The organism is Kocuria massiliensis, assembly GCF_900169715.1.
GTDB lineage: Bacteria > Actinomycetota > Actinomycetes > Actinomycetales > Micrococcaceae > Rothia > Rothia massiliensis.
The window spans coordinates 979,342-990,845 of sequence record NZ_LT835161.1 but is presented as its reverse complement, the minus strand read 5'-3'; the positions used below and the strand labels follow the sequence as shown (position 1 = coordinate 990,845).

The following is an 11,504-nucleotide window of genomic DNA, read 5'->3' as shown; positions in this document are numbered from 1 at the left end:
CGGGTCCACGAAGCGGCATCAATCGGGCAGATCCCGAGGACGTCACCGCTGGAATGCCCTCGGATACGCTTTCCACAGGGACATCGTGACCAGGCAAGCAATCACCAACTTGATGAGGTCACCCGGGATAAACGCCAAGGACGACAAAGCCGCTTGACTCATCGACATTCCCGTGACGAACGACTGCACCGGAATGCCGACCGCGTAAATGGCGAGAATCCCGCCGAGCAAACAACCGACGATGCACTTGGTCCAGGTAGGCCGACCATCACCCGAGCGCATGACCCATCCGATCACCGCGGCACCCAATATCCAGGACACGAGATATCCCGCACTCGGCCCCACAAAGGCGCCCAAGCCACCTCGGCCGCCAGAGAGCAACGGAAGCCCGATGGCCACCAAAATCAGAAAAAGGGCCATGGATGCCGCCCCGCGCCACGGACCAAGAATCGCGCCGGCCAGCATGACGCCGAGCGTCTGCGCCGTAATCGGCACGAGGCCGGGCAGCGGAATATTGCCGGGGAGCCCCAACACCGCTACCAATGCGGCAAATACCGCGATGTACGCGATCGAACGGCCGGTACTGGACCGTGAGACGGGTTGAGCCGCCGGTCGTTGGCTACTGGACAAACTATTCATGGTGGACTCCACTTCGGTGCGCACCGGTCGTTTTTTACCTCGCTGGAAGTCAGCGGTATGGACCGGTCACTGAGTTTTGAACGGTGTTCAGAATACCTGAGAATTCGTGTCCCCGTCTCATCGACGTCATGCATCCTCCACCGACACCCCTCCCCGCGAGTAGGCACCGGAAAAATTGGATACGGTGAGGTGACGCCCATTGTCCGACCATCTTGGAGCTTCCATGACCATTCGACCCATCGTGATCACCGGTGAACCCGTACTTCATCAACCCACCCGTCACGTCACCGTCTTTGACGATGAGCTCCGTGACCTGGTCAAGGACATGTACGAAACCATGGACCGCGCACACGGGGTCGGACTCGCAGCAACCCAGGTTGGCGTGCCCCTCAGACTCTTCACCTATACCTATGACAACGACGACGACGCACCCAACCGCGGCGTCCTCATCAACCCTCAGCTCACTCTCGGCAAGATTCCTGAAGTCGCCCCCGATAAGCATGACGAGTCTGAAGGCTGCCTCTCGGTTCCAGGCCTGGCTTTCCCGCTCAAACGAGCCGAGTGGGTCCACATGAAGGCCCAGGATGAATACGGTCAGATGGTCGAATTCGACGCAACGGGGTGGTTCGCGCGCGTCATGCAACACGAAACCGACCACCTCGACGGCAAGCTCTATGTTGACCGCCTCAACGACCGGTGGGGACGCAAGGCCCGTAAAACCATCAAGGCCGAAGGTTGGGGTGTACCCGGGCTGACCTGGATGCCTGGGGTTGACGAAGACCCCTTCGGCCACGACGAAGAGTAAACCTTTACTTGAGGTTCCGCGACATGGCCTTCATTCCCGGAGAATCAGGGTGATCTGGGACCCTTGGCGCCCCTGAGTAGACAGTTCAACCTCCATATGAGGTGCAAGGTTCTCGGCGACGTCGTCTATTGACTGTGAGGCACATTCTGATTCCAACAGAATGCGAGCCGCCTGCCCTCGATAATGCTTGGCCATGTGAGAAACGACGCTCCGCTGACCGTGGCGCTCCCGAACCACTCGAATCGACACCGTTCGGTCCGACGGCGACTTCCATGCCGCCGCATACCCCGACGATCGGCAATCTACGATGATGCGGCCCTCTGCGGCACGGTCCAAGACGGGTTTCAGTCGCGGTTTCCACCACGACGCTAACGGTTGACCGTCGACCACCTTGGCTCCCATAGAAAGCCGGTACGCGGGAATGAGGTCACCAGGTGTCACGGCACCCCAGAGCGCGGACATCACGAGGAGCGAACCATCCGCTCTGCTTCGCGCATCGCGATCGAGCGTGTGATACCCGAGCGCGTCATAGAGCACGCCGTTGTAGATACTCATCGCTGGCGCCGTGGGTGCTTCTTCGAGTCGAATGTTCCTCTTGACTTCCTCGGAGAGGCTCGGACCGGTCTTGAGTAGCTCGGCGGCATCGTCCCGGGCGCTTACCTCAACCAGTCGACGCACCATCTCCCGACGGTCGTCACGGAGTTCGGGAAAGCTCAGCCCGGCGATGTCGAGCTGCGGGCCACTCTGTGGTGCGATTTTCGATTCGGAGGGAGGAAGCAAGATCAGCATTCTTCCCAGTGTAGAGTTGTCCCCCGGACGGGTCGGACAGACGGTCGCGCGGCGTTTCACGCCTCGAGGAAAGTCCGGGCTCCGCAGAGCAGAATGGTGGATAACGTCCACTCGGGGTAACCCGCAGGCCAGTGCCACAGAAATGAAACCGCCCGCTTAAACGGGTAAGGGTGAAACGGTGGTGTAAGAGACCACCAGTTCCCGCGGCGACGCGGGAAGCTCGGTAAACCCCATTCGGAGCAAGGTCAGACAGAATGCGCCACGAGGGCTGCTCGCCCCAGCATTCGGGTAGACCGCTTGATCCGCCGAGCAATCGGCGGGCTAGATGGATGACTGTCACCTCGCCTGGGTAACCTGGCGCAGGCACAAGACCCGGCTTACGCTCCGGCCCGTCCATTCCAAACGATCAAGGAACCCGAACTCCACGGGTCATGCGCCGCTACCGGGCGTAGCCGGAGCCCTCCGGATCGGTCGATGCCGAGACCGGAACCTCATTCGGCGTGATGGAAAAATCCCACGGGTCGGTATTGAGGCTGCTCAGCAGAATCTCGACCTCAAAACCCTGATCCGAAAGATGCGCCTCCAGCATTTTCGCTCCCCTGGCGAGCCAAAGTTCCTCGCTGGCGAAATGTGAGCAATCCACCAGGTACGGCGTTCCACCTTGGAGCAGTGCACGTTCGCGAGCTTCGGAAGCCGGGTGGTGGCGTAGATCCGCCGTCACATATACATCGGCAGATTCGGCTCTCACCACGTCAAAGAGGGAATCGCCCGCGCCTCCGCAGACGGCGACGCGGCGTACACGACCATCCTTGGGCCCCGCGATACGCAACCCACCGGCCGTCGGCTGAAGCACAGAGGCTAACCGCATGGCCAATTCGTGGAGAGAGACCTCCTGAGGCAAATCTCCCACACGTCCGATGCCGGTCTCCCCCTCCGGATCGCCCAACGGTCGAGCTTCGGTGACCCCACACGCCTCAATGAGCGCGTCGGAAACACCGTTGCGCATACTGTCGGCGTTGGTATGCGATGCGAGGAGGCCACAACCCCCTTCAATCAGCGTGTGCACCACACGGCCTTTGTCACTCGACGCAGGGAGGAAAGACGCACCGCGCATCAAGAGCGGGTGATGTGTAATCAGGAGCTGACACCCCGCCTCGACCGCCTCGCGTGCAGTTCCCTGAACGGCATCGACGGCGAACAGAATACGTTCGACCGGCGCCTCCGGATAACCACTGACAAGACCGCTCGCATCCCAATCTTCCGCTAGGCTCACGGGCCATAGATCGTGGGCAGCTTGGACGACGTCGTGCAGGCTCGGTGTAGTCATGAGATCAGTCTATGGAACCGAAGCTTCCGCGTCATGGCTCCCCCAACAGCGAAACCGTGATGACGGAGTGCTTCCGCCGGTCAGACAATGGAGCAATGAAGGAATTTACTGTAGCCGCAGGATGCTTTTGGTGTCTCGACGCGATTTACCAGCGAACCCGAGGAGTGGAATCCTCCATCTGCGGATATACGGGTGGTGAGACCTTAAACCCCACCTATTCCGATGTGTGTACCGGGCAGACTGGCCACGCGGAGGCAGTGCGGGTGCGCTTCGATGAAAACGTGGTGCCCGAAGACGTCATCATGGACATGTTTTTCACGACACACGACCCCACGAGCCTCAACCGGCAGGGATTCGACGTCGGCACCCAATACCGATCAGCGTTGTTCTACCGCGACGACGCAGAGAAGGCCTTCTTCGAAAAGCAGATCGCGCGAGCCCAGCGCCTCTTCGACGAGCCCATCGTCACGACACTGGAGCCCCTCTCGACTTTTTATCGAGCCGAGGAAGTCCACCAAGACTTCGAGCGTGAGAACCCGTATAACGGCTACTGCCAAGCGATCATCGACCCCAAGCTCCGCAAGGCCCGCGAATATTACAAGATGTGGCTCGAGCCCCAAGCCTAACCGCGCGGCAGACTACCGTAGTCGGTAGAAGCCCTCATCAGCAGAGACACTTCATGACGAAAGGCGACACTATGACAAAGATATTGGACAACGTTACCGAGGCCATCGGTTCGACCCCGCTCGTCCGTCTCAACCGACTGGACAAGGATCTTCCGGGCAACGTCGCCGTCAAGCTGGAGTTCTACAACCCGGCGAACTCGGTCAAGGACCGCATCGGAAAAGCCATCGTCGACGCCGCCGAGGCATCCGGACAGCTGCGCCCCGGCGGAACGATCGTCGAGGGAACCTCCGGCAATACCGGCATCGCGCTCGCCATGGTGGGCGCCGCTCGCGGTTACAAGGTCATTCTGACCATGCCCGAGACGATGTCGACCGAGCGCCGAGTCATGCTCCGGGCTTACGGTGCCGAAATCGTGCTGACCCCCGGTGCCGAAGGTATGCGGGGCGCCGTCGACAAGGCGGCCGAGATTGTTGAAAACTCTGACAATGCCGTCTTGGCACGTCAGTTCGAGAACGAGGCCAACCCGCAGGTGCACTACGACACCACGGGCCCGGAGATCTGGAATGACACCGACGGCGCAGTCGACATGCTGGTCGCTGGCATCGGTACCGGTGGAACCATTTCCGGCGCGGGTAAGTACCTGAAGGAACAGAACCCAAACCTCAAGGTCATCGCCGTCGAACCTTCCGACTCTCCGTTGCTGACTGAAGGTAAGGCCGGCCCCCACAAGATCCAGGGCCTGGGCGCCAACTTCATTCCCGAAACCTTGGATCAGAATATTTACGACTCCGTGACCGACGTGAAGATTGACGACGCCGTCCGAGTAGCTCGTGAACTCGGTGCCCAGGAGGGAATCTTGGGCGGCATCTCTTCCGGCGCGAATGTGTGGGCCGCACTGGAGGAAGCCAAGAAGTCCGAGAATGAGGGCAAATTGATCGTGACCGTGGTGTGCGACTTTGCCGAGCGGTACATCTCCACCCTCCTGTACGAGGATATCCGGGGCTAGCCCTAGAACTCCTGACAACGCACGGTGCCTTCGCGAATCGTTCGCGTGGGCACCGTGCTTCATGTCTGCCTGGCAACGTCACTTTTCCCGTGAGGGAATAGGCAAGCCGATAACGAGGTTGGACCTCAGCAGAGCCTGAAATCCGTTCGCCCCGCGTCTCGGTGCCACGGCCCACGCACGCACACCCTTTCGAAAGAGACTTCGACCGTGAGTTTCCTCAGCCGCCTTCGGGAAGATCTGTCCACCGCTCGAACCCACGACCCCGCGGCGCGTGGCGACCTCGAGATTCTCCTGAACTATTCCGGCCTCCATGCCATCTGGGTCCACCGGTTAACCCATCGCCTCTGGCACCAAGACCGATACAAGACCCTCGCCCGGACGCTGTCGCAAATCACCCGGTGGCTCACGGGCATTGAGATTCACCCCGGTGCCACCATCGGCCGCCGCTTCTTCATCGATCACGGCATGGGAATTGTCATCGGAGAAACCACGGAAATAGGCGACGACGTCATGCTCTATCACGGCGTCACTTTGGGCGGGCGATCCCTGGAGCGAGTCAAGAGGCACCCCACACTAGGAAACCGGGTCACCGTGGGCGCTGGCGCCAAGGTGCTGGGACCGATCACCATTGGTGACGACTCTGCCGTGGGCGCCAACGCCGTCGTGGTTCACGACGCCCCTGCGGATTCGATCGTCACGGGTATCCCCGCTGAGGCCCGTCCGAGGACGCCAGAGAAGAAGGCGCCCCTCGTCGATCCGGTGACGTACATCGATCCCGCCATGTGGATCTAGCCTTCCGGGACGCCAAACGCCGGCGCCGCCCCGCATATACGGGACGGCGCCGGCGTTTTTTGGACGTGCCGTTGGCAGACGTACAGGTTAGTCCGTCTGGATCTCGGACCGGTCCTCAGACCACAGCGTGTGGAAAGAACCCGGCTCGTCGACACGCTGGTAGGTGTGCGCGCCGAAGAAATCCCGCTGTCCCTGGATGAGCGCCGCCGGAAGACGATCGCGGCGCAAGCCGTCGTAGTAGGACAGCGAAGAAGCAAAGACCGGAACAGGAACGCCCAAAGCCGTCGCCTTGGAGACCACACGGCGCCACGACGGAAGGAGGTCCTCGAGCGTCTCGAGGAAACCAGGGGCCAGCAACATATTGACGGGCGCGTTATCGCCCTTGTAGGCCTCCATGATTTCTCCGAGCAATTCCGCGCGAATGATGCAGCCATTACGCCAGAGCGAAGCGATCGTGTCGAGCTTCAGGTCCCAGCCGAATTCCGCGCCGGCCGAGGCCAACATGTCGAGACCTTGAGCGTAGGAGACGAGCTTCGAGGCATACAGCGCCTTCCGAACGTCTTCAACGAATTCTTCGTCGCCCTTCGCGACACCGGTGGAGGCAATGAGGCCGGCCGGCAACTTTTCTTGGGCCTGCTCACGGGCCTCGGGGTTCGACGAGGAGAGGGCACGCGCGAAAACCGATTCCGCGATGCCTGACACGGGGGAACCCAGGTCCAGGGCCGACTGAACGGTCCACCGCCCGGTCCCCTTCTGCCCTGCCTGATCCACAACGACGTCCACCAGCGGTTTGCCGGTCTTCTGGTCCACCTGCGATAGCACCTCGGAGGTGATCTCGATCAGGTACGAATTCAAATCGGTGGTGTTCCACCGCTTGAAGACTTCGGCTTGTTCCTGCGGCTCGAGGCCTGCGACCGAACGGAGCAGGTTGTAGGCTTCACCGATGACCTGCATATCGGCGTACTCGATGCCGTTGTGCACCATCTTCACGAAGTGACCGGCACCGTCCGTGTCGATCCACGCACAGCAGGGCGCGCCGTCGTCGGCCTTTGCAGAAATCTTCTCCAGCATGGGCCCAAGCGACTGATACGACTGCTTCGACCCACCAGGCATGATGGACGGTCCGTTCAAGGCACCTTCCTCGCCACCGGAAACGCCCACACCCACGAAATGCAGCCCGTGCTCGGCGCATTCCTTCTCGCGACGGATGGTGTCCTTAAAGTACGAGTTACCGCCGTCGATGATGATGTCGTCGCGATCCAAGAGCGGGATCAGGGACTCAATCACGGAGTCGACCGGAGCGCCAGCCTTGACCATGATGAGAATGCGACGCGGCCGTTCCAAGGAATCCACGAGTTCCTGAAGGGTCTCGGTCCTGACAAAGTTACCCTCCTCACCGTGCTTCGAGAGAAGGTCATCGGTCTTCGCGGAGGTGCGGTTGTGTAATGCTACGGTGTAGCCATTTCGAGCCAAGTTTCGGGCGAGATTTGCGCCCATGACGGCCAAACCGGTCACGCCAATTTGGGCCTTACCAACATTTTCCGCGGAATTCTGGGGAGAAGTACTTTCAACTGCCATGTTCCCTAGGCTACGCCGTCCGGATAGGCCCGTGGCCGCGAAGCGCCATTATTTCTGTAACGCTCGCGGAGGGCGGACAGCATCAACAGAATTTTTGCGTGAAAATTTGTCCATCAAACGTCCGCAGCTTACTCGGAAGATCAAAACGTCGAATGGACAGTGGCCAAATGCGCCGATGGCCTGGACGCTGGGTATCGGCCAGCAACCTGAGTGGTGGGTCCTACCGGGATCGAACCGATGACATCCACGGTGTAAACGTGGCGCTCTACCAGCTGAGCTAAAGACCCTTGAAAATCGAGTGGGCCACTTTTTCAGCAGCCAGCACCCGATCTGATTGATTACAGTACATGGATCGTCGTGCCCGAGAACAATTCAGCGGGCCCTGACGGAGGTGAGGTTTGACACAGCCAGTTGGAGATTAGAAGCGGGTCGTGACCAAACGCGTCGCAGACCAGTCGCTCGAAGCCTGCGCACTCGTCGTGAGCTTGAGTCCTGCGACCTGTGCCGCCTCCTGGATATCGGCCGGAGGAACGTGGCCGTCTCGCCCAGCCTTTGGGGTCATGAGCCACACGACGCCCTCTTCGTCGAGCGTGGTGAGGGAATCAACCAAAGCGTCCACCAGATCGCCGTCTTCCTCGCGCCACCAGAACACGACGGCGTCCACCACTTCCTGGTCATCTTCGTCGAGAAGTTCCGAACCGGTGACGTCTTCGAGGTCGTCCCGCAGGACGAAGTCGACGTCGTCGTCGTAGCCGAACTCCTGGATGAGATCCCCATCCTTGAAACCAAGCAGGACTGCCGGGCGGTCACCGGCGGTCTTGGTCTCGCTCACGTATTTTCCTCCTGATGTTGATTCACCCCGGATGACCCCGGGGTGGGTGCGCATCGTTGAGCGCTACGATTGAACTAGGTCAACACGTGATATCCACTCTATCAAGTGACGCCAGAATCCTCGTGATCCCGAACACTGCAACATTGCAGAGCCCCAAGGAACACGGGGTCTCAGCGAGATGAAACCGCTTCAGACCTCCCTAGGAGCACTTGGAATGTGCGTAAATGTCCGGTCTGGTGTGACAACATAGGATGTTGTAAAGCCCAGGTGGGTCGAACGTGCCCTGCCCTACTCACCCCAACCACGGGGTGTGAGCTTTCTCCTCACATCGACAAAGAGAGGTTCCACGTGGCTCCCTCAGAGACGAATGACCACATCCTCAGCGCCCTCACCTTGGGTCTGTCGGACCAGGATCATGAAGAGACCTCCGAATGGATCGAAGCCTTCGACGCCTTGGTTGAATCCCAGGGTACGGAGCGTGCCCAGTTCATCATTCGGCGATTGCTGCAACGCGCTGGAGCGAAGAGCATCCAGGTCCCGACCGTCACCACCACTGACTACGTCAACACCATTCCCGTCGACCAGGAACCCGAGTTCCCCGGTGACGAAGAGATCGAACGACGCTACCGCGCGCTGATGCGCTGGAATGCCGCCGTGATGGTGCACCGCGCCCAACGTCCCGAAATCGGCGTGGGCGGGCATATTTCCAGCTTCGCTGGCGTGGCGACGCTCTACGAAGTGGGCATGAACCACTTCTTCCGCGGCCAAGACCACCCCGGCGGTGGCGATCAGGTCTTCTTCCAGGGCCACTCCTCGCCCGGCAACTACGCCCGTGCGTATCTTGAGGGCCGCTTGACCGAAGAGCAGCTCGATGGTTTCCGTCAGGAGAAGACCAAGGGCGAAAACGGCCTCCCCTCATACCCGCACCCCCGGTGCCAGCCGGATTTCTGGCAGTTCCCGACCGTTTCGATGGGCATCGGTCCGCTGAACGCGATTCACCAGGCGCAGTTCAACAAGTACCTGCACAATCGCGGCATCAAGGACACCTCGCAGCAGCACGTCTGGGCCTTCCTCGGCGACGGCGAGATGGACGAGCCGGAGTCGCGCGGCGCACTGCAACTGGCCGCCAATGACAAGCTGGACAACCTGACCTTTGTGGTCAACTGCAACTTGCAGCGCCTCGACGGACCTGTGCGCGGTAACGGCAAGATCGTTCAGGAACTCGAAGCCTTCTTCCGCGGTGCCGGATGGCACGTCATCAAGGTTCTGTGGGGCCGCGAGTGGGACGACCTGCTCCAGAAGGATGAAAACGGCGAGCTCGTTCGCATCATGAACGAAACTCTGGACGGCGATTACCAGACCTATAAGGCCGAATCCGGCGGATTCGTGCGCGAGCACTTCTTCGGCAAGTCCCCCGAGACCAAGGAAATGGTCGCAGACATGTCGGACGAAGAGATTTGGGCCATGAAGCGCGGCGCCCACGATTACCGCAAGGTTTATGCCGCGTATAAGCAGGCCATGGAGACCAAGGGTCGCCCGACCGTCATCTTGGCTCAAGGCATCAAGGGCTACGGCCTGGGCAGCCACTTCGAGGGACGCAACGCGACCCACCAGATGAAGAAGCTGACCCTGGAAGATCTCAAGGTCTTCCGCGATCGTTTGCGCATCCCGATCACCGACGAAGAGCTCGAGAAGGATCTCTACGGTGCGCCGTACTACCACCCCGGTAAGGACGCTCCGGAGATCAAGTACATGTTGGAGCGCCGCAAGGAACTCGGTGGCTTCTTGCCGTACCGAGACGGCTCCCAGCGTGAGCTGGTCCTCCCCTCGGACAAGGCCTACGCCGTCACCAAGAAGGGTTCCGGCAAGCAGATGGCGGCCACCACCATGGCTTTTGTCCGCCTGCTCAAAGACCTCATGCGAGACAAGGAATTCGGTCAGCACGTGGTGCCGATCATTCCCGACGAGGCCCGTACCTTTGGCATGGACTCGTTCTTCCCGTCGCAGAAGATTTACAACCCGAACGGTCAGAACTACCTTTCGGTGGACCGCGAACTCATGCTGGCCTACAAGGAGTCTGCCCAGGGGCAGCTCCTCCACGTCGGCATCAATGAGGCCGGTGCCACGGCTGCCTTCACGGCGGTGGGTTCGTCGTATTCGACACACGGCGTACCGATGATTCCGATCTACATCTTCTACTCGATGTTCGGTTTCCAGCGGACCGGAGATTCCTTCTGGGCCGCCGCCGACCAGCTGACGCGCGGTTTCATTGTGGGTGCCACGGCAGGCCGCACAACGCTCACGGGCGAAGGCCTCCAGCACATGGATGGGCACTCCCCCATCTTGGCCTCGCAGAACCCCGCGGTCATCCACTACGACCCGGCGTATGGCTACGAAATCGGCCACATCGTCAAGCGCGGCCTCGAGCACATGTACGGCACGGGCGACGAAGACCACAACGTCATGTACTACCTCACGGTGTACAACGAGCCCATCATCCAGCCCGCCGAACCTGAGGACCTGGATGTTGAAGGCCTGCTCAAGGGCATGTACTTGCTCAAGCCGGCTGAGGTGGATGGCCCCCGTGCTCAGTTGTTGGCCTCCGGCGTCGGTGTCCCGTGGGCGCTCGAAGCTCAGAAGCTCCTCGCCGAGGACTGGAACGTTTCGGCCGATGTGTGGTCCGTGACGTCCTGGAACGAACTCCGTCGCGATGGTCTGGCCGCCGAGCGTGAATCCATGCTCCACCCGGAGCAGGAGCCCCGCGTTCCGTTCGTGGCTCAGCAGCTCGAAGGCGCCGTCGGCCCTATCGTGGCCACTTCGGACTTCGTCTCTGAGGTTCCGGACCAGATTCGCCAGTTCGTTCCGAACGAGTTCGCGAGCTTGGGTGCGGATGGCTTCGGCTTCTCCGACACCCGTGCCGGTGCCCGTCGCTTCTTCCACATCGATGCCCACTCCATGGTGGTGCGCACGCTTGAAATGCTTGCTCGCCGCGGAGAGGTAGATCAGGATGCTCCTGCGAAGGCCATCGAGAAGTATGACCTCCTCGATGTCAACGCTGGCACCAGCGGAAACGCCGGTGGCGACGCCTAAGTCGTGATCGAGGCGCTGC

General features: G+C 60.6%; 10 protein-coding genes, 1 tRNA gene and 1 other RNA gene. 6 read left to right on the top strand and 6 right to left on the bottom strand.

Features of this window, described 5'->3' with window-relative positions; genetic code table 11:
- Window positions 1-42: 42 nt before the first annotated feature.
- Window positions 43-639: a biotin transporter BioY gene (locus tag B9Y51_RS08780; RefSeq protein ID WP_085529734.1), complete on the bottom strand. Its 597-nt coding sequence runs from the start codon at window positions 637-639 to the stop codon at window positions 43-45.
- Between the two features lie 223 nt (window positions 640-862).
- Here B9Y51_RS08780 and def point away from each other — a divergent pair, with 223 nt between their 5' ends.
- Entirely contained in the window at window positions 863-1,444 is a 582-nt protein-coding gene (def, locus tag B9Y51_RS08775) for a peptide deformylase (protein ID WP_048678143.1), read from the top strand.
- A 30-nt stretch (window positions 1,445-1,474) separates the two neighbouring features.
- Here def and B9Y51_RS08770 read toward each other — a convergent pair whose 3' ends face one another.
- Window positions 1,475-2,233: a YaaA family protein gene (locus tag B9Y51_RS08770; protein ID WP_085529435.1), complete on the bottom strand. Its 759-nt coding sequence runs from the start codon at window positions 2,231-2,233 to the stop codon at window positions 1,475-1,477.
- A gap of 28 nt (window positions 2,234-2,261) precedes the next feature.
- On the opposite strand from B9Y51_RS08770, the gene rnpB reads away from it, so the two are divergent.
- Window positions 2,262-2,629: RNase P RNA component class A (gene rnpB / locus B9Y51_RS08765), an RNA gene on the top strand.
- A 43-nt stretch (window positions 2,630-2,672) separates the two neighbouring features.
- Here rnpB and B9Y51_RS08760 read toward each other — a convergent pair.
- A complete protein-coding gene (locus B9Y51_RS08760; RefSeq protein ID WP_085529434.1) occupies window positions 2,673-3,560 on the bottom strand; it encodes a Nif3-like dinuclear metal center hexameric protein in 888 nt (295 codons plus the stop codon).
- Window positions 3,561-3,655: 95 nt separating this feature from the next.
- On the opposite strand from B9Y51_RS08760, the gene msrA reads away from it, so the two are divergent.
- The 3 genes from msrA (at window position 3,656) to epsC (ending at window position 5,985) form a co-directional block, all read left to right on the top strand.
- The gene (gene msrA / locus B9Y51_RS08755; protein WP_048678583.1) at window positions 3,656-4,186 is read left to right on the top strand and encodes a peptide-methionine (S)-S-oxide reductase MsrA; all 531 of its coding nucleotides are present in this window, start codon (window positions 3,656-3,658) and stop codon (window positions 4,184-4,186) included.
- A 71-nt stretch (window positions 4,187-4,257) separates the two neighbouring features.
- Complete coding sequence (gene cysK, locus B9Y51_RS08750) at window positions 4,258-5,193, top strand: cysteine synthase A (RefSeq protein ID WP_048678136.1); 936 nt, start codon at window positions 4,258-4,260, stop codon at window positions 5,191-5,193.
- A gap of 207 nt (window positions 5,194-5,400) precedes the next feature.
- A complete protein-coding gene (gene epsC, locus B9Y51_RS08745; protein ID WP_085529433.1) occupies window positions 5,401-5,985 on the top strand; it encodes a serine O-acetyltransferase EpsC in 585 nt (194 codons plus the stop codon).
- 87 nt (window positions 5,986-6,072) lie between these two features.
- Here the strand turns inward: epsC and gndA are convergent, their stop codons facing one another.
- The 3 genes from gndA to B9Y51_RS08730 form a co-directional block, all read right to left on the bottom strand.
- Window positions 6,073-7,563, bottom strand: coding sequence for an NADP-dependent phosphogluconate dehydrogenase (gene gndA / locus B9Y51_RS08740; RefSeq protein WP_085529432.1), 1,491 nt, complete (start codon window positions 7,561-7,563; stop codon window positions 6,073-6,075).
- A 211-nt stretch (window positions 7,564-7,774) separates the two neighbouring features.
- Window positions 7,775-7,850, bottom strand: a tRNA-Val gene (locus B9Y51_RS08735).
- A gap of 131 nt (window positions 7,851-7,981) precedes the next feature.
- Window positions 7,982-8,395 carry a DUF3052 domain-containing protein gene (locus tag B9Y51_RS08730; protein WP_048678131.1) on the bottom strand — a complete coding sequence of 138 codons (414 nt, stop codon included), beginning with the start codon at window positions 8,393-8,395 and terminating at the stop codon, window positions 7,982-7,984.
- A 348-nt stretch (window positions 8,396-8,743) separates the two neighbouring features.
- Here B9Y51_RS08730 and aceE point away from each other — a divergent pair, with 348 nt between their 5' ends.
- Entirely contained in the window at window positions 8,744-11,485 is a 2,742-nt protein-coding gene (gene aceE, locus B9Y51_RS08725) for a pyruvate dehydrogenase (acetyl-transferring), homodimeric type (protein WP_048678129.1), read from the top strand.
- Window positions 11,486-11,504: the final 19 nt, after the last annotated feature.

Bases quoted from the DNA above. Each gene is read 5' to 3' on its own strand.
- B9Y51_RS08780 (WP_085529734.1), bottom strand. From the start codon at position 639: ATGAATAGTTTGTCCAGTAGCCAACGACCGGCGGCTCAACCCGTCTCA.
- def (WP_048678143.1), top strand. From the start codon at position 863: ATGACCATTCGACCCATCGTGATCACCGGTGAACCCGTACTTCATCAA.
- B9Y51_RS08770 (WP_085529435.1), bottom strand. From the start codon at position 2,233: ATGCTGATCTTGCTTCCTCCCTCCGAATCGAAAATCGCACCACAGAGT.
- B9Y51_RS08760 (WP_085529434.1), bottom strand. From the start codon at position 3,560: ATGACTACACCGAGCCTGCACGACGTCGTCCAAGCTGCCCACGATCTA.
- msrA (WP_048678583.1), top strand. From the start codon at position 3,656: ATGAAGGAATTTACTGTAGCCGCAGGATGCTTTTGGTGTCTCGACGCG.
- cysK (WP_048678136.1), top strand. From the start codon at position 4,258: ATGACAAAGATATTGGACAACGTTACCGAGGCCATCGGTTCGACCCCG.
- gndA (WP_085529432.1), bottom strand. From the start codon at position 7,563: ATGGCAGTTGAAAGTACTTCTCCCCAGAATTCCGCGGAAAATGTTGGT.